The sequence below is a fragment of the Streptomyces sp. NPDC096048 genome (assembly GCF_044763415.1).
In the GTDB taxonomy this organism is placed as follows: domain Bacteria; phylum Actinomycetota; class Actinomycetes; order Streptomycetales; family Streptomycetaceae; genus Streptomyces.
On sequence record NZ_JBIWGG010000010.1, the window covers coordinates 234,574 to 257,449 of the forward strand.

The 22,876-nt window shown below is 70.8% G+C and carries 16 protein-coding genes; 9 read left to right on the forward strand and 7 right to left on the reverse strand.

The genetic code is table 11. From position 1 onward, the window contains the following. Window positions 1-2 precede the first annotated feature (2 nt). The 6 genes from fabD to ACIQ6R_RS27580 all read right to left on the reverse strand — a co-directional run bounded on the left by fabD (window position 3) and on the right by ACIQ6R_RS27580 (window position 7,438). Entirely contained in the window at window positions 3-875 is an 873-nt protein-coding gene (gene fabD, locus ACIQ6R_RS27555) for an ACP S-malonyltransferase (protein ID WP_404224108.1), read from the reverse strand. Between the two features lie 66 nt (window positions 876-941). Then, window positions 942-1,595, reverse strand: a complete 654-nt coding sequence (locus tag ACIQ6R_RS27560; RefSeq protein WP_404224110.1) for a hypothetical protein — start codon at window positions 1,593-1,595, stop codon at window positions 942-944. Then, entirely contained in the window at window positions 1,592-3,028 is a 1,437-nt protein-coding gene (locus ACIQ6R_RS27565; RefSeq protein WP_404224111.1) for a PfaD family polyunsaturated fatty acid/polyketide biosynthesis protein, read from the reverse strand. Before ACIQ6R_RS27565 ends, ACIQ6R_RS27560 begins: the two co-directional genes overlap by 4 nt. A 17-nt stretch (window positions 3,029-3,045) precedes the next feature. Further along, the gene (locus ACIQ6R_RS27570; RefSeq protein ID WP_404185009.1) at window positions 3,046-3,546 is read right to left on the reverse strand and encodes a hypothetical protein; all 501 of its coding nucleotides are present in this window, start codon (window positions 3,544-3,546) and stop codon (window positions 3,046-3,048) included. Window positions 3,547-3,604: 58 nt separating this feature from the next. Continuing rightward, on the reverse strand, window positions 3,605-4,105 hold the full coding sequence (locus ACIQ6R_RS27575) for a hypothetical protein (RefSeq protein ID WP_404185006.1): 501 nt from the start codon (window positions 4,103-4,105) through the stop codon (window positions 3,605-3,607). Between the two features lie 483 nt (window positions 4,106-4,588). Beyond that, on the reverse strand, window positions 4,589-7,438 hold the full coding sequence (locus ACIQ6R_RS27580) for an AAA family ATPase (protein ID WP_404224113.1): 2,850 nt from the start codon (window positions 7,436-7,438) through the stop codon (window positions 4,589-4,591). 802 nt (window positions 7,439-8,240) lie between these two features. Between ACIQ6R_RS27580 and ACIQ6R_RS27585 the strand changes: the two genes are divergently transcribed. The 9 genes from ACIQ6R_RS27585 (at window position 8,241) to ACIQ6R_RS27625 (ending at window position 21,419) form a co-directional block, all read left to right on the forward strand. Next, window positions 8,241-9,134: a putative sugar O-methyltransferase gene (locus ACIQ6R_RS27585; protein WP_404224114.1), complete on the forward strand. Its 894-nt coding sequence runs from the start codon at window positions 8,241-8,243 to the stop codon at window positions 9,132-9,134. 206 nt (window positions 9,135-9,340) lie between these two features. Next, entirely contained in the window at window positions 9,341-10,912 is a 1,572-nt protein-coding gene (locus ACIQ6R_RS27590; protein ID WP_404224115.1) for an ABC transporter substrate-binding protein, read from the forward strand. Then, window positions 10,909-11,868, forward strand: coding sequence for an ABC transporter permease (locus ACIQ6R_RS27595; RefSeq protein WP_404224117.1), 960 nt, complete (start codon window positions 10,909-10,911; stop codon window positions 11,866-11,868). The genes ACIQ6R_RS27590 and ACIQ6R_RS27595 overlap by 4 nt, the downstream gene beginning before the upstream one ends. After that, complete coding sequence (locus tag ACIQ6R_RS27600; protein ID WP_404224119.1) at window positions 11,865-12,683, forward strand: ABC transporter permease; 819 nt, start codon at window positions 11,865-11,867, stop codon at window positions 12,681-12,683. The genes ACIQ6R_RS27595 and ACIQ6R_RS27600 overlap by 4 nt, the downstream gene beginning before the upstream one ends. Continuing rightward, entirely contained in the window at window positions 12,680-14,254 is a 1,575-nt protein-coding gene (locus ACIQ6R_RS27605; protein WP_404224120.1) for an ABC transporter ATP-binding protein, read from the forward strand. Before ACIQ6R_RS27600 ends, ACIQ6R_RS27605 begins: the two co-directional genes overlap by 4 nt. 604 nt (window positions 14,255-14,858) lie before the next feature. Continuing rightward, the gene (locus ACIQ6R_RS27610) at window positions 14,859-15,395 is read left to right on the forward strand and encodes a hypothetical protein (protein ID WP_404224121.1); all 537 of its coding nucleotides are present in this window, start codon (window positions 14,859-14,861) and stop codon (window positions 15,393-15,395) included. 1,511 nt (window positions 15,396-16,906) lie between these two features. After that, entirely contained in the window at window positions 16,907-18,409 is a 1,503-nt protein-coding gene (locus ACIQ6R_RS27615; protein ID WP_404224123.1) for a UDP-N-acetylmuramoyl-L-alanyl-D-glutamate--2,6-diaminopimelate ligase, read from the forward strand. 962 nt (window positions 18,410-19,371) lie between these two features. After that, complete coding sequence (locus ACIQ6R_RS27620; protein ID WP_404184975.1) at window positions 19,372-19,650, forward strand: GlsB/YeaQ/YmgE family stress response membrane protein; 279 nt, start codon at window positions 19,372-19,374, stop codon at window positions 19,648-19,650. Between the two features lie 269 nt (window positions 19,651-19,919). Continuing rightward, window positions 19,920-21,419 (forward strand): protein kinase, encoded by a 1,500-nt coding sequence (locus ACIQ6R_RS27625; protein WP_404224354.1) that lies wholly within the window; start codon window positions 19,920-19,922, stop codon window positions 21,417-21,419. 162 nt (window positions 21,420-21,581) lie between these two features. Here the strand turns inward: ACIQ6R_RS27625 and ACIQ6R_RS27630 are convergent, their stop codons facing one another. Beyond that, a complete protein-coding gene (locus ACIQ6R_RS27630) occupies window positions 21,582-22,652 on the reverse strand; it encodes a glycoside hydrolase family 43 protein (protein ID WP_404224125.1) in 1,071 nt (356 codons plus the stop codon). Window positions 22,653-22,876 lie beyond the last annotated feature (224 nt).

The following is a 22,876-nucleotide window of genomic DNA, read 5'->3' on the forward strand; positions in this document are numbered from 1 at the left end:
GGTCAGCTCGACGCAGCGGTGAGAGCCGGCCGTCCGGCGCGGATCTGAGCGATCAGGCCGGTGAGGACCTGGCCGGGCCCCAGCTCGTGGAACTCGGCCTCCGGCTGGTCGAGGAGGTACTCCACCGACTCCGTCCACCGCACCGGGCTGGTCAGTTGGCGGACCAGAAGTGCGGCGGTCTCGGTGTCGTCGTAGGGACGGGCCGTGGCGTTGGAGATGACGGGGATGCGCAGCGGGGCGAACCGGTAGCCCCGCAGCAACCGTTCGAACCGGGCGGCGGCCGGGGCCATCTGCCGGGCGTGGAAGGCCCCGCTGACCTTCAGGGGGACGACGGCTCTGGTCTCCTCGCCGAACAGGGTCATGGCCTCGGCGACGGCGCCGGGCGGGCCGGAGACGACGGTCTGTTCCGGGGCGTTGAGGTTGGCGATGTCGACTTCGGGCGCGCCGCCCCGGGCGAGGATCTCCCGCACCCGGTCGGCGGTGATACCGAGCACCGCGGCCATGGCCCCCGGGCCCGCGTCGGTCATCGCCGCGGCGCGCTCGGCGACGAGCTCGACCCCGGTGACGAAGTCGAAGGCGCCGGCCGCGAACAGGGCGACGTACTCGCCGAGGCTGTGCCCGGCCAGGAGGTCCGGCAGCCGGCCGGTGGTGCGGACCCGGTCGACGTACGACAGGGACCCGACCACGTACATCGCGCACTGCGTGTAGCGCGTGTCGGAGAGGCGCTCCTCCGGGCCCGCGAGGCACAGCTCCTCGATGGAGTACCCGAGGACCGCGTCGGCCTGCCGGACGAGGTGGGGGTAGCTCTCGAAGAGCTGCCGTCCCATGCCCACGCGGTGGGCGCCCTGACCGGGGAAGACATGGATGACCGTCACTTCCAACCCTCCTGTGGGGGCGTTCGGCGGGTGCTGTTCGGACGGCACGGAGGGCCTCCGGGACCGTCATGCGACTTCGGCGGGCCGGGGCGTGCGCTCGGGCAGCCCCAGGTTGGGGAGCCCGAGGTAACGGGCGTTGAAGTGGAGGAGGGGCTGGATGAGCACGTCGACGCCGACAAGGAAGCAGACGGTGCCGACGCCGACCGGGCCGCCGAGCAGCAGCCCGCCGGTCATCAGCACGACCTCGATGAGACCTTTGGTGGCCCAGAGCGGGAGACGCCACTTGCGGGTCATGGTGATGGCGAGCACGTCGATGGGGCGGATGCCGAAGCCGCCCATGATGATGAGCGCGGAGCCGTAGGCGCACAGCAAGGTCGCCGGCGGGAGCAGCAGGGGGCCCTCGGCGCCGAGGCGGCCCGCGGGCTCGGCCCACATCAGCAGGTCGATCACGCTGCCGCAGAACAGGAAGGTGAAGAGGGGGGCGAGCAGCGGTCGTCGGCGGTTCCACAGCGCGGACACGCCGAGGCAGACCACGGCCACCCCGGCCTGGGCGATGCCGACCGTGATGGTCATGTGCTCCTTGAGGCCGAGCGCGAACACGTCCAGCGGGTCCGTGCCCAGGTGCGAGTGGATGAACAGATACGCCCCGGTCGAGAACACCAGGCAGCCGAGCAGGTAGATCAGCAGGGCGCGGTTCCGCTCGTGCCGGGCGACGGTCACCGGACCGCTCCTTCCGGTATCGCGTCATCGCTGCGAGCGGCAGCCTCCTCCAGGCGGCGCTGCCACAGCCGGGCGGCGCCGTCCATGAGGAGTTCGGCGAGTTCGTCCACGTGCCGGGCGCGCCAGTCCTCGCGTGCGGTGCCGCGCAGCAGGCCGTTGAGGGCGCCGAGGGACGGACCGCAGGGAATCTGGTAGTCGACGCGCTGCTCCGCGGCACCGCTCATCGCGAGCCGTGCCGAGTGCACGAAGTACCACTTGAAGGTGAGGATCATCCTGAGCTTCGGGTCCTGTTCGGCGGCCGCGAGCTGGTCGGGGTCGGTGCGGGCGAGATGCCCGGCGGTCTCCTGCCACACCTCGTCGAAGCTGCGGCGGAAGTACTTCTCCTGGATCTGCCGGGCGGTCCGCTCGTCCAGTTCGTCGAGCGAGTTCAGACGCAGGGACAACTCGTAGAGCTTGTTGGCGCGGGTCGGGAAAAGCAGTCCCCTGCGCAGCACCTGCGCCTTGGCGCCGATCTCCAGCATGTCGCCCGCGGGCACGATCGCGGTGTCCTGCACGCCCGCCTGCTGGAGCATGTCCTTGGCGGCGTCGCTCGTGCCGGCCTCGACAGTGCACTGGTTGATGCTGCCGGTCAGGACGAAGTCCGCGTTCAGCATGAAGGCGGCGGCGACCGCCTCCGGCGTGCCGATACCGCCCGCCACACCGACGCGGACGGCCCCCGCGCCCGTGAAACGCTCGGCGGCGATCCGGTCGCGCAGCCCCACCATGTCCGGCAGCAGCGTGATCAGTGGCCGCTGGTCGGTGTGGCCGCCCGAGTCGGCCTCCACACACAGGTCGTCGGCCATGGGGACACGGGCCGACAACTGCGCCTCCTCGGCGGTGACCCGGCCCGCACGCAGCAGGTCCTGGACGACGCCGGGCGGGGGCGGGCTCAGGTAGGCCTCGGCCGTCTCGGGCCGGGACACCTTGCCGAGCACCTTGTGGGGGACGTCGACGCGGCCGTCGGTGGTGCGGGTCAGGCCGGTGATCCGGTAACGGACCAGGGCGGGTGACATCCGGATGAAGGCGGCCGCCTCCACCCGGCGGACGCGACGTGCCAGCAACAGGTCGACCAGTTCCTCCTCCTTGCGCGGCGCGCCGGGAGAGGACAGCAGGTTCATGCCGTAGGAACCGTCGCTGCCCACAGCCGCGTTGAGGGCGCGGATCACCGACTCGACGCGTTCCGGGCGCAGTCCTCCGGTGCCGAAGTAGGCGAGCAGGCCGGCGCGAGCCATGCGGGCGACCATGTCCTGGGAGGCCGTCCCCTTGAACATCGAGCCGGCGACATAGGCGTAGCGCACGCGGTGGTCGCGCCGGAAGGCGGCGGATCCCAGGTGCTCGGGCCGCAGTCGGCGTGCCGTGGTGAGGGTGGGGGTGAGGGCGCCGTCCTGGTCCATGAGTGTGAATCCGGCTCCTACTTCGCCGTGGCGTTCTCGAACCGGTCGAAGACCGCGGGGATCTCCACCGCGAGGTGGCGGTACAGGTGCTCGAGGGTGGCGATCCGCTCGCGACGCTCCGGCGGGGCGTCCGCCAGGACCTCCAGGCCTCGCTCGAGGACCGCGTGGAACCTGGGCATGTTGACGAGGGAGTAGCGCACGGCCTTGGGCCAGTTGCCCTCGGGCAGCCACATCCAGTAGTCGTCGGTGCCGGGTTCGTCGCGCCGTTCGAAGACGCCCGGGGTGACAAGGAGTTTCGCCACGTGGTCGACGTCGTCCCGGGTGACGCCCAGTGCCTCGGCGATCTGGCGGGCGCGCTGCCGCACCGGGGTGCAGATCATCAGGTAGCCGAAGACATATCCGTAGTTCCAGGCCATGTTGTCGGTGTTCCGGTAGTGCTGGGCCACTTTGTGGACGAAGCTGCGTTCGCCTTCGGTCAGGCCGGGGGTCAGGGGTGGCTGGTCGGTCAGTTCGGTCATGGTCGTCCTTCGGCGTGTCGTCGGTACGGGAGAGCCGGGAGGGGAAGACGTGGGGGGCTCAGGTCACGGCCGTCGGGGGCTCGTACCGGTCGAAGACGGCGGGCAGTTCCTCGCCGAGGTACCGGAAGAAGCGCTCCATGCTCACCAGTCGGCGGCGGCGTTCCTCGGGTTCCCCGTCGAGGACCTGGAGGCCGTGTTCCATCACCGAGTGGAAGGAGGGCACGGCGAGCATCGAGTGCTGCACGGTCTTGGGCCAGACGTCGATGCTCATCGCCAGCGCGTACTCGCCGTCGGGCAGGTCCTTGTGGGTGAGTACGCCCGGCGGCACGAGGAGCGCGTCGATGTGGTCGACGGACTCCCGGCGCACACCGAGCGCCTTGCACAACTGAGTGGCCGACTGCTCCACGGGGTCGCAGATCATCAGCCAGCCGATCAGGAAGCCGTGTTCCCAGGCCATGTTGTCCGTGTCGCGGTAGTGCTCGGCGACGCGGTTCACATAGTCCCGCTCGTCCTCGGTGAGTCCCGGAGTCGGCGGCTTCACATCTGTGGGTGCTGTCATCAGGACGGCCCTTTCGCCGGAGGTGCTCGGGGGGACGGCCTTGAGCCTCGCCTCCGCAGCGGGGACCGGGCACCAGGGGACGCCCCCAGCATTGCCGGCCCGGGTCCCCGGGCGCCGGACGCCGGACGCCGGGGGGGGCGGGGGGGGCGGACAGCCGCCCAGCAGTTGGGCCGGCCGGGTACGGGGAGGTCGGACGCAGAGGCGGGCGGTGCGCGGCCGGGCTGGGAGCCCGGCCCTGGACGGCGGATGCTCGGGGGCAGGGGCAGACGTAGAGGCAGGGGCTGAGCAGCCGGGCACGCCGAAGGCCCCGGACGATCCGTCACACCGGCGTCAGCCGGGCGGCGCCGGGCCGCCGGCCGAGGCGGGCAGCACCGCCGCGCTGCCGGGCACCGGGCGCGACGCCGCAGCGTGAGGCCGCGGGACCACCGGACCACCGCAGCGGCACCGAACCACCGGCCGGCCAGGCAGCTCCGACTCACCCGCTCAGGAACTCCGCCGTACCGGCGCCTCGTCGAGGACGAGGACGCGCGGGAGTTCCGAGCGCTTCGCGATGCCGAGCTTGGCGTAGACCTGGCCCAGGTGCCATTCGACGGTCTTCACCGACACATACAGCTCCCGGGAGATCTCCTTGTTGCTCAGACCTTCGGCAGCCTTCTGCGCGACGCGTTCCTCGGCTGGTGTCAGGGCCGTGCACAACCCGCCGCCGATCCTCGCGAGGCGCGTTCCGGCGAGCCGCAGCTCGGACCGTGCGGCACCCGCGACCGTGGCCGCCCCGATGCTGTGAGCCAGCTCCAGCCCCGCCGTGAGCGGCTGCCGGGCCTGGACCCGGTGGCCTGCTCGGCGCAGCGCCGAGCCGAGTTCGACCAGCGTGCGCGCACGCTCCAGCGCGTCGGGCAGGTCCACCAGCAAACGGTCGGCGTCCTCGAGGCGGGCGAGCCCCTTGTCGCCGGTGACGCCGGCCAGCGTCCGCAGCGCCACGGCGAGTGGTCTGGCGGCGCCGAAGGCACGGCACCGGTTGACCTCTTCGAGGACGAGGTCGCGGGCGGCGCGCACACTTCCCGTCACGGCGAGAGCGCGCGCGGCGTCCGTCAGGTACTCGGCGGTGGCGGACGGATAGAGCCAGCCCTCAGCCAGCGCGAGCGCCCGGCAGGCCAGCAGTTCCTGGAGGCCGTCGTCGTCCCGGGCGAGGCGGATGCTGAGCCGTCCCCGGGCCAGGCGCAGCGGCACGAACGGCGCGGCGTCCGGCAGTGTTCCGGCCAGTCCGGTGGCCTTGAGGAGTTGCTCCGCCTCGGCCGACCGGTCGGTTTCGATCAAGCAGTGCACGAGGACGGCGGCGGCCACCGGGACACCGACCAGTGTCAGGGAGGTGGCGTGATGGTCGCGCAGAACGGACCGGGCCACGGTCTCCGCCTCGGTGAGCCGTCCCGTGTCGAGCAGCACCCGGGCGCGCATGCTCTCAGCGGTGGTCTGGGTGAGGAGCCGGCCATCGCGCGACGCCTGGCGCACGACCTGCGCGAGGACCTGTTCCGCGGCCGGCAGGTCGTCGCACTGGGCGAGCATCCAGGCGGCGAGGGACACGGGCGGCAGTTCCATGTCCTGGTCGGGCAGTCGTACTCCGTCGGCGACGGCCGCGCCCGCGAAGCGGGCGACCCGGCCGACGGGCAGCCCACGGCTCCACGCCTGGACGGCGGCGTGGGCGCGCGTCGCCCCGGACGGCAGGTCCGAGGCGACCGTGGTGCGCGCGCCGCCCCTGGCCATCCGGGACAGCACCGGTTCTATCAGGCGCGCCCGGGTGGCCACGGCGTCGTCCCGTTCCACGGCTGCACCCCGCGCCTGGCGCGCGACGTCCGCCGCCTCTGCGTACCGGCCGGTGGCGGCGAGGGCGAGCGCGAGATCCGACCGCACCGCGCGGCTGACCTCGCGTTCCGGGGAGTGGTGCACCGCCTCCGCGAGGTGGCCGACCGCGGCCCGGTCCCGTGCCAGCAGTTCCGCGGAGCCGAGCTGGGCCAACAGGTGCGCCCTGGAGGTTCCGGGCGCGGGCTCGGCCAGGGCGCGCCGCAGATAACGCACGGCCGTGGCCGGCTGGCCGGTCCGAACCGCCTGGCTGGAGGCCGAGCGCAGTACACGCACCGCCCACGGCGGCACGCCGGGGCCCGTGCGGCAGATGTGCTCCGCCACCGTGGCGGAGTCGGCGTCCGCCGCGTGCAGGCTCGCTGCGGCCCGACGGTGGGCCAGGTGGCGTTGCTGGGTGGTCATGTCGGCGTAGACGACGTGCCGGGCGACGGAGCTGCGGAAGGCGTACGGCGTTCCCGCTCGCAGCAGCCCGGCGTCGCGCAGGTACTTGGCGGCCTCGTCGGCCCTGTTGTCGTCGAGGCCAGCCACGTCCACGCTGTGCTGGGGTGCGGCGTCGGTGTCCAGGACTGCGGTCGCGTGAGCTAGAGTGACGGCCGCCTCCGGCAGCCGGCCGATGGACCGGCGGACGTCCCAGGCGATGGAGGTGGGGCTCAGCAGCCGGATACGCGGCACGGCCGACGCGGTCGGCAGCAGGCCCCTGACCGACATCTCCTTCGCCAGCTCGATCAGGTGCAGCGGGTTGCCCTCGGTGATCTCCATGCACCGGTTGACGACGGATTCGTGCGGCGCGACGCCCAGTTGGGCGCTGATCACCTCGCGGGCGGCGTCCGCGCTGAGCGGGGCCAGCCGAGCGACGGTGGCCAGCGGCGAAGTACGGGCGGACATGATCAGATCCTGGGCGGCGTCGTGCGAGGACGGGGCGGGCGCATGCGCCAGAGCGACGAGGACCGACTCGCCTTCCAGCCTGTTGATGAGGTAGCTGATGAAGTGCAGGGAGAAGCGGTCGGCCCACTGCGCGTCGTCTATGACGAGCAGCAGCGGTCGGCGTGCGGTGAGGTTGCAGCAGAGCCAGTACAGCCCGTGCACCGCTGCGTAGAGTTCGTCCTCACCGAGCGAGGCGAGGCCTCCGTGGTGGTGCCCTTGGTCGTAGTCGAAGAGCGTCCGGATCAGCGCGGCGGGGCCGGTGAGCACAGCCCCGTCGCCCGTCCCGGCGGCGTCGGCGGCCAGCAGGCGCTCGAAGAGCTGACGCACCACGGTCCAGGGGAAGTCCCGCTCCAGTTCGCTTCCCCGTGCATGCAGCACCATGAAGCCCTCGCCCTCCGCGGTGCCGCGGAGGGACTGGAGCAGACTGGTCTTGCCAAGGCCTCCGGCTCCCTCGAAGGCCAGGACGGCGCCGTCACCGCTCATCGCCTGTTGCAGTGCCAGCTGCACGAAACCGAATTCGCGATCCCGCTCCAGTAATCTGCTTTCCCGACGCACGAACTCATCCCCCTTGGGCTCATGACCACGAATTGATGCAGGCTCATATCGCAAAGCGGATCACAGAAAGAATGACGGAATGGCGAGCCAGTGGACCGACACACAAGAGTCGAAAGGCGGAAACATCAAGGGCTATAACAGTACAAAACCCCTCCCGCATTCTTCAATGACTACGGAATCGAGCATTTCGACGCATTATCCGGCGTTCAACATCTAACCCCGGCACCTCGACGCCAGACAAGGATTCATAACAGCCCTGGCCAAACAGCAGCACTTGACAGCCGCGCACTCCGCCGCGACTCTGGCCCACACCCAGCGGGCCTCCGCGGTGACGCCATGCGTGGCCGACACGTTAAGGAGCTGCCCGACCAACCCGGAGATCGCGGCCTTCTCCGCTCGTTCAACGCCGGATCCCCACCTCTCGTCTCCTCTCACCGAATCCACCTCGCTTCGTCACCTGATGCCCCGTGCGAAGCATCGGAGCCGGGCCCTACCGGTGGCCGAAACGTTTCGGCTCGCCCCGGTGGCCAGGCCGCTGCCTTCTCGCCGGTGGCTGATGTGCGCGATCGGTACGGAAGCGCCTGTCCGTCGGTTGCGGTCTCTTCGTGGCCAGTGCTGCGCAGGAGGCAGATGCCATCAGGGTCGGCCCGGCAGCGGGAGGGTGACCTTCCGGCAGTATCGTCGGCGCACCGCGGCGACAACAGGGGTATGCCCCCGGCAGCACCCCCGGCCCTTGGCGCCGGTGCTCATGCCAGGGGCAACCCCGGTGGACACGCGCCGCCCCGAGGGGAACCCTTCAGCCATGGCGCGGACCACGCTGGGCGAAGCGACCGACGGTCTCACCGGCTTCAAGTCCGACGGAAGGAACCCTCACCTGCCCCTCCGAGGGCCGGGGTCGAACGAGGCCCAGGTCAGATACCTCAAGGCTGTGCTCTACGAACTGGCCACGCGGCTCGGTGCCGGCGAATGGGAGAAGATCCGCAACATCAGAAGGCGCGAGATCGGGGATCCATTCACGGTACGCGTGAACGGGCAGACCGTGTGCCTGGACTATCTCCAGGCGGTGCTGGAGCTGGAGTTCATCGAGAAGGAACTGGACCTCCAGGACACCTGGATCATGGAGATCGGATCCGGATACGGGCGCATCTGTCATGCGATGCTCTCCAATTACGACATCGCTGGATACGCCATCATCGGTTCCCGCGACACACTGACGCTCACTCGAAGCTATTTGCGTGCGGTTCTGAGTGATGCCCAGTACGCCAAGGTCAGGTTCATACGGTTCACGGAGGCCGCCGCCACGCTGAGATCGTCGCGGTTCGAGCCCGCGGTCTTCGACCTGTGCATCAACGTGCAATCCTTCACCGAAAAAGGGCTTCGCCCCGCGCGGGCGCATCTCGGCCTGATCGACCGCAAGTGCACGGCGTTCTTCGCGAAGAGCCCGGTCGGAACGTACGCGGACCCGGCTCTGGCCGCCCACCGGGGGAGTGGCGCGAAGAACCGGGCGGCGCGCGCGAACGGACCGCTGCGGCAACTGGCCGACCTCCACGACACCGAGGCCGTCGAGGCGGCGTCCGCCGACTTCCGCGTCGCCCACCGGCCGGGCCCCGCCTGGTCCTGTGCCGCGGACGGACGGGGGGTGCCGTGGAGCCACTTCTGGCAGGCCCTGTACAAGAAGGCCTCCGTCCGCCCGTGACGCCCGGCGCACGGCGTCACCGCCTTTCCGGCCGCGCTGGCCTCCCCGCGCCGTCGGCCGGGCGTTGACGGCAGCTCAGGTCCCGGGGCGAGGTGGCCGGGAAGATCCCCCCGGGGGTGCGCTGGGGGTCGCCCCTGGGGTGGCCGAGCCCTGCGATGACCAGACTCCGTCGTGCCCCCAATCACTGTGCCCCCGGAGGTACCCCCATGTCCGTACCCTCGATACCCGTCAGCCGGCGCCGCGCCATGGGCGTGGCGGCGGTCGGTGGTGCCGCGCTGGCACTCCCGCTCCTGAGCGGGTGCAGCGACACGGACGAGGCGGCCACGCCCCGCGACGACGCGCACGACAGGCGCCCCCAGCGCGGAGGAACGCTGACCGCCGCCCTGGCCGGTGGCGGCCCGGCCGAGTCCCTCGACCCGTTCTCGGCGGCGAGCCCCGCCGACTTCGCGCGCAACCGCGTCGTCTACGACGTCCTCTTCTGGTCGGCACACGACCAGGTCCGCCCCGGCCTCGCCCTCTCCGCGACCACAGCCCGAGGCGGTACGTCCTTCACCCTCAAGCTCCGCAAGGGAGTCGTCTGGCACGACGGGACCCCGTTCGGGGCGAGGGACGTCGCCTTCACCCTGCGCTACGTGACCTCTCCGGAGCGCCAGTACCCGAGCGAGCTGACCGGTTACATCGACTCCATCGGGATCGAGACCGAGGACGAGCACACGCTGGTGGTGCCGCTGCGCCGCCCGATCGGGGACCCGGCAGGCCTGCTGGCGGCCAACCAGATATTCGTCCTCAAGAACGGCACCACGTCCTTCGAGGCGGGCAAGGTCATGGGCACCGGGCCGTTACGGGTCACCGACTTCGCTCCCGGCCGCTCCAGCACGCTCCGCCGCTTCGACGACCACTGGGACGGCGCCCCCTACCTCGACAAGCTCGTGGTGCTCAGCGTCAACGACCCGCAGGCGCGGGTGAACGCCGTCCGCTCGGGACAGGCCGACTTCGCCGCCGCTCTGCCGTACACGGAGGCGGCCAAGGGGCGGGGCGACGGGGCGACAGAGGTACGCAAGGGCACCGAGAGCGAACGCACCGGATTCGGGTTCATGCTCACCACGGGCCGCCCGCCCTTCGACGACCCCCGCGTACGCCGGGCCGTCCGCCTGGCCGTCGACCGCAAGGCCCTGGTCGACACCGTCCTTCTGGGATACGGCGAGGTCGGCAACGACCTGTTCGGGGCCGGCGCGCAGTATTACGCCGACGATCTGGAGCCGCTGCCGCGCGACCTGGACCAGGCCCGCAGGCTGCTGCGCGCCGCGGGAGCGGACGGCACGGAAGTGACGGTGCGCTCCGCGGAGATCGAAACGGGCTGCAACGCGTCGACCGAGATGTTCGCCGAGCAGATGAAGGACATCGGCCTCAAGGTACGAGCCCAGACGGTCAGCGCCGCGGAGTTCTTCGACGTCAAGGCGATGGCCTCGGTCGATGCCGTCACGTTCGCCATTTACGGCTTCCCGTTGCAGTCCATCTACACCCGGACCGCGCTGCGGCCTTCGCTCGCCTTCGGCGACAAGGAATTCAAGCGCTCCCTGGCCGACGCGATCGCCGTCCGCGGGGAGGATGAACGACAGCAGGCCTGGCGCCGGGTGCAGACAGCCATGCACGACCGGGGCAACTGGGTGGTGTGGGGCTTCGCGGACACCCTCAGCCTCACGCGCGACCGGGTCCGGGGCATCACCGGCCGCGGCACCGCCAAATACCCGTACCTGGGCAAGGCCTGGCTGGCGTGACTGGCGGCCTGCTGCGGTTCGCCGCCCGCCGCCTCGGCGTCTGCACCGGACTGCTCGCCCTCCTCAGCCTGGTGGTCTTCGTCGGCGTGGACCTGCTGCCCGGTGACCCGGCCACCAGCCGCCTCGGCGACCGGGCCAGTCCCGAGCAGATCGCCGCCGCACGCGACCGCCTCGGCCTCGGTGACCCGCTCTGGCAGCGGTACGCGGACTGGGCCGGCGGCCTGCTGCGGGGGGATCTCGGCGCGTCGATGCTGAGCGGCGTGCCGGTCCGCTCCCTGATCGCCGACCGGCTCGGCAACTCCGCACTCCTCGCCGGGCTCACCCTCGCCGCCGTCGTACCACTGTCCCTGCTGCTCGGCGTGTGGGCCGGCATGCGGCGCGGACGGTTGCCCGACCGTGCGGTGTCGACCGTGGCCGTCATCCTGGTGGCGCTCCCCGAGTACGTGGTCGCGGGCGGCCTCGTCCTGGTGCTCTCCGTGTGGCTCGGCTGGTTTCCCGCGGTGTCGGTGACCCCGGCGGCCGGGGGGCCGCCCCTCGATCCCCGCCTCCTCGCGCTGCCCCTGCTGAGTCTGCTGTCCCTGTCGCTGGCCCACGCCGTGCGGGTCATCCGGGCGGCGACGGCGGCCGCTCTGCGCGCCCCGCACGTCGAGACAGCCGTACTCAACGGAACGCCCCGGCGCGCCCTGTTACGCCGGGCCGTCCTGCCCGCCGCACTCCCGGTCGCCGTGCAGATCTGGTGCGTACTCGGCATCGGCCTGGTGGGCGGCGCCATCCTGGTGGAACGGGTCTACGGCTATCCGGGGATCGGTGAACTCCTCGTCAGCTCGGTGCAGTCGGGCGACATACCCGTGGCCCAGGCCCTCGCCGTGCTGCTCGGTGGTGCCACGCTCCTCGCGCTGGCCGTCGCGGACATAGCCGTCACCGTCACCACTCCCTGGAAGAGGACCGCGCCATGACCCTCCGCTCCGCGCCCCGGCGCTCCCGCGGCGCGCTCGCCGCCTGCGCCGTGCTGGCGGCCGTCACGCTGCTGGCCCTCGCCGGGCCCTGGCTGGCTCCGCACTCCGCCACGGAGATCGTCGGCAGACCGTACGCGGCGCCCGGTCACGGTCTTCTCGGAACCGACCAGTTGGGCCGCGACGTGCTCTCACGGGTCCTGCACGGCGGGCGCGGTGTGCTGCTGACCGCCGCGGTCACCACCGTCTCGGGGGCCGTTCTGGGTGCGGCCGTGGGGCTGACCGCCGCACTGGCCGCGGTGCGCCGCCCGTGGGTCGACGGCCTCATCATGCGTCCCCTTGACGCACTGCTCGCCATCCCGCCCCTGCTGCTGCTCCTGCTCTTCCTCACCGCGGCACCGAGCCGATGGAGCATCGTCGCGGCCGTGGTCGTGGTCAGCCTGCCCCTGTCCGCACGCGTCGTCCGGGCGGCGGCGGGGCCCGTCACCCGGCGCGCCCATGTCGAGGCCGCGCTCGCCCGGGGCGAGCGACTGCCGTGGCTGGTCGTCCGCGAGCTGCTGCCCTTCGTGGCCGGGCCGCTGCTGGCCGACGCGGCCGTCCGGTTCGTCCTGAGCGTCTACCTGGTGGCAGCGGCCGGGTTCCTCGGCCTCGGCACCGGGACGGCCGACTGGGGCGTCCTCATCGCGGACGCGCTGCCCGGCGCGGAACTCCAGCCCTGGGCACTCGCGGCGCCGGTGCTGCTGGTGGCCGTACTGGCGGTCGCGGCGAACGTCCTGTCCGACGACATCTCCCGCCGCTCCCGGGCGCTGCAGGCATGAGCGCCCGGGAGCTGCCCCTGATGGCCGTCGAGGGACTGACCGTCACCGTCGCCGACCGCGTCGTCCTCGACGACGTGAACCTGACGATCCCCGAGGGCGCCGCGGTCGGCCTCATCGGAGCGTCCGGCTGCGGCAAGACGACCATCGCCCTCGCCGTGCTCGGGCACCTGCGCGACGGCATGCGGCGCTCGGCGGGCACGGTACGCGTGCGGGGTACCGAGGTCTTTCCCGTGCCGCCCTGGCTGCGCGGCCGGACGGTGGCGTACGTCTCTCAGGACCCGGGCCACGCGCTCAACCCCTACCGGCGCGTCGGAGCGGCGCTGCTCGACTCCTTTCCGGTGCCGCCTACCCGGCGCGAACGCCGCGCACTGGCCGGCGAACTGCTGGCGCGCGTGGGGCTGCCGGGGGACCACGACTTCGCCCGGCGCTACCCCCACCAGCTCTCCGGCGGACAGCAGCAGCGCATCGCCCTCGGCATGGCCCTCGGCCGCTCCCCCGCCCTGCTGATTCTCGACGAGCCGACCACGGGGCTCGATCCGGCCACCAAGGAAGGCATCGTCGACGAGATCAGGCGCATGCACCGCTCCGGCACAGCCCTGCTGTGGATCAGCCACGACGTCGACACCCTGGCCCGCTCCGTGGACCGGGTCGTCACCATGGCGGACGGCCGTCTCGTAAGTGACCGGCCGCCCGCCGCACGGGAGCGGGAGCGGGTGACGCTGATCGCCCCGCCCAGCGGTACGACACCGCCCGCCCGGCCCCCCGGGGACGCCGAAGAGCTCGCGGAGACCGAACGGTCGGCGCCCCTGGCGACCGCCGCCGTGCCGTTGCTCTCCGTCCGAGGGCTCACCACCGGTTACTCCAGGGCCCGCCCCGTCCTGTACGACGTCAACGTCGATGTGGCGCCGGGCGAGTGCGTGGCCGTCCTCGGTGTCTCCGGCACGGGCAAGACGACGCTCGGCCGCTGTCTGGCCGGGCTGCACCAACCGCATGCCGGTGCCCTGCTGCTCGACGGCGAACCCGTCCAGTGGGACACGCGCCGCCGCACCCGCGCCCAGCGGGCGGCCGTGCAACTGGTGGCCCAGAACCCGGCCGAGGCGCTGCATCCACGCCAGACGGTACGCACCGCCCTCGTCCGTCCGCTGCGGCTGCTGAGCGGGAACACGGAACGCCACCAGCTCCGTGCGCAGGTCGACCGCCTGCTGCACATGGTCCGGCTACGACCGGAGCACGCCGACCGCCTCCCCGGGGAACTCTCCGGGGGCGAGCGACAGCGGGTCGCACTGGCACGGGCGTTGGCAGCCGGCCCCCGGGTCGTCGTGTGCGACGAGAGCACATCGGCACTGGACTCGGAGACCGAAGCCGAGATCCTTTCCGTACTGGACACGGCCAGACGGGATCTGGGTCTCGCCGTCCTGCTCATCACCCACAGCCTCGACGTGGCCGCCCGGGCGGACCGCCTCCTCACCGTGAGCGACGGCCGCATCATCGCCGCGGGCACGCCCGCCGGGGTCCCTGCCCCTGTGGCCCGGACCGTCCCTTCGAGCCCCGGCCCGGCAGGCGACGGCTAGTACTGCAGCCGGACTTCTGTATTTCTCCTGCTCAACGCCCTGACCGTGGGGAGTTTGGCGGGGGCGTGGATGTGCGCGGGACGGTCTTGACCTGACCGGAGCAGCAGCCGTCACTCAGCATGCACGCTTCACGGAAGCCGTGCCAGAACTCCCTTTCGACCGTGGCCGACAGCACCAGCCCGATCCTGGCAGATCCGGGTCGGCAACGCGGCCGCACGCCGCGGTGTCCCCGCCCCGCCCTGAGTGCGGCACTCCAACGCCTGGCCGTGTTGACGCCGGGCATCGTTCACCGAGTGGAGGCACGATGTTCTGCTACAGCGGCGACGCACGACACCGAGTGGGCTCCGCACCGGTGCGCCGGATGACGATGGACGCCAGCATTGCGGTGTTACGCACCCGATACGCATAGTGCCCGCCACCACCGTAGTCGGCGCGGCGGTGACGGGCTCTACGCCTTGCGCGGTACTCCTGTGTGCAGCGTCAGACGGGTTATGCGAGAGGGGCGTTCACTCACACGGGTGAGGACGTGGGTGCGCCACAGACAAGTGGCCGCCGCAGGCGCAGCATCCGGTCCGGGTACCAGCAATGAAGGGACCATCGCGTGATGACACGAAGCAGAGGCCTGCGGGCTTCGGTGGTCGGGACCGCACTGCTCCTGGCGGCCACTGTGGCCCCCACAAGCGCAGCGTCGCAGGACCTGGTCACGCTCAACTGCACCGGTTCGTCCTCCACCACCTACGAGCCGCCGATCACCCTCACCCCGGACACGAGCAAACGCACGATCAACCAGACGTACGCCCCTTGTGTGGGGACCGGAGAAGCGGCTGAGGTCACGGGGGGAACCCACACCTCCTCCAACATCACCCTGCGCTCCTGTCTGCAACTGCTGTCCACCGCGACGGTCTCTTGGACCATCAAGTGGAGCAACGGTGAGAGCAGTACGGTCACCGCCGGACGGGTCTCCAATCTGGCCGGCGCGGTCTTCACGAACACGTTCACCGGCACCGTCACGAACGGCTTCCTGAAAGGGCACACCTTCGTGGAGACGATGACGGCACCCTCCACGCAGATCACCGCCTGCACCCTTGGCCTGGGCTCAGTCTCCAGCCTGGGCGCCGAGCACACGTTCACCCTGCTGTAGCGGAGCGTCTCTTCCGCGGCAGCCCCGTGGGAGGCACCGGGTAGGTGTGCGCCCAGTGCACGGCTCGCGCGCCAGCGGGAGAGTGCGCACGCGGCCTCGTGGTCCTATGGCCTCCGGACGGCGCGACACCGACGCCAAGAGACCGGCTCGCCCCTTCGGCCCGGCGCGGCCGTCACGGCTGCGGGGGCAGAGCTGACGGACGCCGGCTTCCCCTGACTGCCCGGGCCCGTCCCAGACAGCCACCGCGTCCACACGACGCGTGCAGACACTCGTGTGCAAACGACCACCCGGGACGTCGTCAGCACACCGCGTCAGAACAGGAGTCCGTGGCCTCGGTGACCGGATGCCATGCGCGACAGCCGGTCCGCGGCGGCTGACGACGGCTGCCACAAAGGTGCCGGATTCGTCCTGCGTGCCGGCCGCCGGCTCTTCCTCGCCGGTGCTGCGCAGCGCCGGTCAGGCCGTGGCGAGGGGGTCTCCTCCGGTCTGCGGGGTGGCGCGGTGACTGCGGAGCAGCCGCCACGGAGCCCGCGGTCCTTCCAAGAGGCGAACGGTGCCACGCGCCGGCCGCCGACGGCGAACTCCGCCCGACGGTCCCAAGCCGGCCGCCAGTTGGGGGGGGGGGGGGGGAGCGGGCCGTTCTGCCCACGCCCAAGGTGGAGGCGGTCCGGCCGGGCGGCGTCTGCGGTGCCGTGACGGCGATGCCGTTCTCCTGTGATGCGCCGGGCCACGCACGGCAATTCTCCCGTGCCCCGGAGCTCCTCCGCCTCACCGAAGACCTGGAACGCGGCCCCGTCACACGGGCGCAGTGGAACGAGGTCGCCGCCCCGCGGATCGGGGTCAGTTCTGCCAACCTACTGGGACGGATCTTTTCGGGACTGCGACCGGAGCCGTTGATGTACGAGACGGCGGCAGACTCGCCTCACGGCCTCCCCCCTGCGGCCGCGCTGGGCATGGCCACGGTGCCCGCCCGGGATCCGCTCGCGACGATCACCGACATCCAGAACCCGTTGGGCCTCAGCTCATCCACGCTCGAGTTCGCGGCGGTGCGGGAGAATCGGTCACGGGCGGGGGCCAGGGTGCCGTCCGCGATGAGCGCGGTACCCCGTCGAGATCGCGCCTTTTACGGCCTTGGTGCTCGGTGCGTCGAGGAGGTGGAGAGCAGCCGTACGACCCTGAAACGAAATGCGTACCATCCTTCCGGACGTACACTCGGCCCTATGAGTCGCACCGGCGTGAGTGGGAAGTGGCTGCACCAGGCAGCCCTTGGTGTGGTGGCGAGCTGCCGCACCGCCCTGCACGGGCACGTCTAGCGACCTTCCGCGGTTGCCGCCGGGGCGATCCCACACCGTTTCCGCGCCGTGCTTCGGCGCCCCTCGTGAGCACGACGCGCACCGCTTCGACCTCGCACATCACACGCGCTCCACTTCCCCATGCGGCTTCGACGCATCGCCGTTGCCGCGTTCCGGCGATGGCCGCAACACGGCCGAGCCACCCTCGAAGGGACCATCTTGAAGCTGAGCGAGCTGCTGGCCGGACAGAACCATCACATCCTTCAAGGTGACGCCGAGGAAACGCGCATCACCGCCGGAACGGCCTTCGACGCGGACCGGGTGGCGCCGGGGTCGCTCTTCATCGCGGTGCCCGGACATCCGGAGGGCGGGCCGGACGCGGTCGCTCCCGCCCTCGCGCGGGGCGCGGCGGCGGTCATCCTGGAGGACGGCTGCGTGCTGCCGACGACAGCGGGAGGTGCGTGTGTCGTGCGGGTGCCGGACGTCCGCATCACAGCCTCCGTCGTCGCCTCCCGCTACTTCGGCGAACCTGGGCGGAGCATGGACATGGTGGCCGTCACGGGCACCAACGGGAAGACCTCGGTCTCGTACATGGTCGAGTCCGTGCTGCGGATCGCCGAGGGGGTGAGGGCCGGGGTCATCGGCACGGCCGGAAGCCGAATCGGTGACGAGCTGATCCCGATGCCCCGGTCGGTGCTGACGACGCCGGAATCGCCCGACCTCCAATACCTCCTGGGGTGCATGCGTGATCGCGGAGTCGGCACCGTGGTACTGGAGGCCACGTCCATGGGCCTGCTGACCCACCGGGTCGACCGCACCTTCGTCGACGTGGGGGTCTTCACCAACCTGAGCCAGGACCACCTGGACGACCACGGCACGATGGACAATTACCGCGACGCCAAGATCAGGCTCTTCCAAGGACTGTGCCGGCACGCCGTGGTCAACGCGGACGATCCGGTGGGCGCGCGTATCGGCGCGATGATGCCGGGCGCGGTGACCACGTACGCCCTCGACACCGAGGCCGACTACCGGGCCACGGATCTGGTCGTGGACGCCTCGGGAACCCGCTTCACCCTCCACCACGACGGTCGTAAGTACGCGGCCGCGATCCCCGCACCCGGCAGGTTCTCCGTAGCCAACGCGCTGGCCACGGTGGCGGCCTGCCACACCCTGGGGCACGACCTCCCCCGGCTGGTCTCCGCGCTCGAACGGATGCCGCAGATCCCGGGCCGGTTCGAGCGGCTCACGACATCTGGTGGTACCTCGGTGATCGTGGACTACGCGCACTCCCCCGACTCCTTGAACAAGGTACTCGGCACCATCCGCGGCTTTGCCCGGTCCAAGGTCATCACCGTCTTCGGCTGCGGCGGTGACAGGGACACGACCAAGCGGGCCGAGATGGGGACGATCGCCGGGACGCACTCCGACCTCTGTGTCCTCACCTCGGACAACCCGCGCAACGAGGACCCCGAGGCGATCCTGGACCAGGTCACCCCGGGCATCGAGGAGACGGGCACCCCGTACGAACGCATCGCCGACCGCCGCAGCGCCATCGCCTTCGCGCTCTCGGCAGCCGGCCCGGACGACATCGTCCTGATCGCGGGAAAGGGCAGTGAGCCCTACCAGATCGTCGGTGACGCGCTGCTGCCCTTCAGCGACATGGCCACCGTCCGCGAGCTCGCCCAAGACCGAGCGGCTCGGAGTCACCCCGCTCTCGGGTAGACGGGCGTCAGGCCGGGCTCCCGCACACCCGCGTCGAAGCGGACCTCCCGGACCGCGGTGGTGGAGTCAAGCCCCTGCTGCACATGCCGGTGAAGCGCCGCCGATAGTCCAGCGGGGTGGAGTCGAGCGCCTCCCGCGTGAGCGTCAGCGCCCGTCGGTTCGAAGCAGCTGCGGAGGTTCGGGCTGCGCGGGCGGCAGGCATTCCGGTCGCCGGTCTGCTGCCGCGGTACGGGGTGGGGCGGCGCGGGCATCCGTGGACGGGCAACCCGTCCGGCCGGTGCGGCACCCCGCACGCCGGCTGCGCTCCCGCCCCGAACCGAGCTCTCCTCCAGGCTGCGGGAATTGTTCACACGGTTGAAGTGGGGCTGCTGAACAGATCCGCCGCGGTTGTACTCGTGGGAGCGGGCCACCAACAGGGGGAGAGGACCCATGCGTAAGCCGTTCGCGGCGGCGAGGTGGCGCCGAGGAACTCGCGCGACTGGTCGCGGAGGACCGCCACGATGACAAGGCCCTCCACCAGTCCGCCCCCGAGAAGCCGAAGGGGTTCTTCTTCTCACGCTGCAAACGCAGGCGCTGAGGTTGTGGTCGCTAGTGCTCTGACCGTGAAGGTTCGCCGGGGCGGTCGTCCGCGCCCGGGAGATCCGACTACGTCTGCCCCGCACAGACGCGTGCGGCACTCCGCCCCGTCGTTCCCGCACCCATCACATACCCCGCCTCTGTGACGGCTCTCAGCCAGTGACATGACACCGCATGGACATCACCGTCCACCACCAGTTTCCGGTGGACACCGCCCAGGGTCGGGCATCGGGACGTCCACCTGCGGCGCGACGCACCGCATCGGCTCTGATCGCGGGGTCGCCCACATCGACCTCGCCGACCATAGACCGACACGTTTGTTGGAGCTTGAACGGTGCACACGAGGAGCTAACGCATCTCTTACACGACGGAGCGGAGTCACACTCATGGGCATCATTGCGTGGATCTTCATCGGTCTACTCGCCGGCGCCATCGCCAAGGCCTTGATGCCGGGCAAGGACCCTGGCGGCATCATCATCACCATGCTCATCGGCATCGCTGGCGGTCTGCTCGGCGGCTGGCTCGGCAAGGTGATCTTCGGCATCGAGTCCATCGACGGGTTCTTCGAACTCTCCACCTGGATCGCCGCCATAGTCGGCTCGGTCATCCTCCTCGCCCTCTACCGCCTCGTCGTCGGTAACCGGCGCTCGCACCGTCACGCGTGATTCACCAGGCCTGACCTTCCGACGGCTCCCCGCCCTGTCCGCAGGGCGGGGAGCCTTCAGCTTGTGCGAGTCGCGCACTGCGGCCACAACAGAGCGGCTCCTCCGTCATCGAGGCCAATTTGCCGCGATACACAGCTTTTCTCGCGTGAGCATGGGTGTCGTCAGGCGCCCCTGTGGGTACCTGCGTCCGGCGGCACGCCGGCGACGGTCCGCAGCCGCGCATCGACGCAGTGGGAGAGGGAATGGGACTTCGTGATGCGGCCCGGGTCATGGCTTCCCGGTGCTCCGCCGACGTGTTGTGCGGCCGGTACCGCCTGGACGGCCTGGTCGGTTCGGGGGGCGCCGCCGATGTCCATCGAGGTTTCGATCTGCGGTTGAGGCGGTCGGTGGCGGTCAAGATCTTCCGGCCCGACACCGGATGCGACATCGACGAGGCCTCGCACGACGAGGCAGTGATCCTGGCCCAGTTGCACCATCCCGGACTCGTCTCCGCATACGACGCCGGGCGGCACAACGGGCGTGTCTTCCTGGTCATGCAACTGATCGAAGGCGACACGCTGAAGAACCACATCGCCAAGGCCCCGCTGTCCCCCGCAGCGACGGCCGCTGTCGGCGTCGGTCTCGCCCAGGCTCTGGCCCACGCGCACGAAGCGGGAATCGTCCACCGAGACGTCAAACCGTCCAACATACTCCTGGACGCTTCGCACCATCCGTACCTCACCGACTTCGGCATCTCCCGCTTGTTGGACGCGACCACCCGCACGGCCACCGGCACGCTCATCGGCACCGCCGCCTACCTCTCCCCCGAACAGGTCCTCGGCCGGCCAGTCGGTCGGCCCGCCGACGTCTACGCCCTCGGTCTGGTCCTCCTCGAGTGCCTCACGGGCAGGCTCGAGTACGACGGCGGCCCCCTCGAGGCCGCGATCGCACGACTGCACCGCCAGCCCGTCCTGCCCCACTGCCTACCGGAACAAATGGCGGCTCTGCTGCGGGCCATGACTTCCCTGGACGAGCAGGACCGCCCGTCGGCCCGCGACTGCGCCCGTGCACTGACGGAACTGGCCGACTCCTCCAAACTTGGACCCGTTCCGCCATCGCCCTCCCTGAGCATCGTCCCCCGCCACGAAGCGTCGCGGACTGCCGACCATGACCGTACTCACCTGAGGCCGCCGGCCGCCGGGGACCGGACTGCGCCGGGCACCGCGCCCGCACGCAGGCGGGCCCTCGCGGCGAGTGCGACCGTCACGCTCGCCGCTGTGATAACAACCGCTCTCACCGTCACCGACGACTCGGCATCGCCAGGAAATGATCGAAGCGCGACCCGGGTCACCAGCACCCCCACCGCAGAGGCCCCCGCCGAAGAGACGGATCCTCCTCGCGCCGCGCATCAGAAGGAGGCGGCCTCACCCTCCGTCGATACAGCGCCGCCATCCGACCGCGGCGCCGCTGCCGGCGCACTCCCCCGTCACGACACCGGACGACGCGCCCCCTCCTCGCCCCATGGCCCCAACACTCCATCTGATATCAGCGCAGCCACAAACGAATCCGCAGCCCAGCCGACACAGACCACGCAGACCAGCCGGGCCACACCAAGCGACACGAGCACATCTCCCGCCCCGACGCGGAGCGAGACAATGAGCGAAAGTCCGAACCAGCCACCCGGTCAAGCGAAGAAGACCCGAACGGCCAGGCCCGGGGACCCGCCCGAGAGCGCCAAGTCGCCGACGACAGGACGCCAAGAGGGCGTCTCACGTGCCGAGATCCACTAGTTTCCTGCAGCAGGTCAAAGTGGCACCAGACCGAGAAAAGGCAGGCGGGCCTGGGCGGAAAGGTCGACGCGGTTTCCAGCGCGCTGCGGCCGTGGTCGTTCTGCATCAGAACGGTCAGGAAGTACGGCAGGGTGGGTCAGGGCACGGCCGGAGCACCGCGAGCTACTCGAAGAATTTGAGGCTCCAGCCGGTGTCGCTCGGCGCGCCGGGAACGTTGGCGCGGCTGTAGGTGGTGTTACCCCACCAAGCGAACGTGCCCGTGTACCAGTACCGGTTCTCCCACGCGTAGGGCGTCCCCTTCGGCACCGCGTGGAACATCGAAGGGAACGTCGGGCCCGCGGGCGGGCTGGTGTTGATGTCGCCGTCCAGGAGCACGAAGGTGTGGTGGCCGGGTCCGTTGACATGGAGCGTCGGGTCCCAGCCGGGCATCATCGTCGAGCGGTGGGAGCCGAACAGGCAGCCGTTGGACTTGTACCAGTCCCACACGTACGTCGGGTCACCACCGGCCCGTAGCCTGAGATCGGCGATGCAGTACTGGTCACTCCAGCTGCCGTTGGCGGAGTAGGTGATGTGCAGCTGCCCGTTCGGGTCCTCGATGGGCTCGGGTCCCTCGTTGATGAAGGGGTTGCCGACCACCCTCTCCCACGGCTCACGCGGCTGCGAGATGATGTGCCGGGGGCCGGTCGGTGTGGTCGGGCTGCTCATCCGGACGATGTAGAGGTTCTGTTCGACGTTGGTGTCGCCCGCCCAGCCGGACCACACGAACCACCGCTGCCCGTTGAAGGTGAACAGGGTCCCGTCGATGGCCCACTTGTCGTCCGGCAGCGTCAGCTTCGTCTCGGCGGTGTAGCCGCTGTCCGGGGAGGCCGAGCTGATGACGTACATCCGGTGGGCGGCTCCGCGGCCGGCCGCGAAGTAGATGTAGTAGCGGCCGCCGTCCCGCACGACCTGCGGGGCCCACACCTCACCGAGGCCGCGGGTGTCCGACCAGACCTGACGGGCCGGTGCCGAGGCGAGGCCGGCCGTGGACGAGGCCTGCCGCACGGCGATGCCCCCGCCGGTCGACTGCACCGAGACGTAGGTGCCGCCTACGCGCAGCACGCTCGGATCCGCGGCCCGCAGGCCGGTCTGGTCAGCCCGCGCGGGTTCCGCGGACGCCAGTGACATCACGGCGGCGAGCATGACGGACAGTGCGCACGCGGCGACGCCGGAAATACAGCGAGCAAGCTTCATGGTCCCGTTCCACGGTTGTCCCCCCTTTCGACGCCGCGCCGACGACCGCGCCGGAGTGAGGGCGGCATCCGGCCGGGATCGCGGAGGAGGGAACTGCGGGGGCGACCCCGGCCGCCGAGCCTCTGAGCTCACGTGCCGGAAATTTACATCGATGAAACAGCGCGCTCTCACAGCATTGCGACGAGTCCGGGACATGTCAATACGCGTGGAGGCGTGCGGCGCCC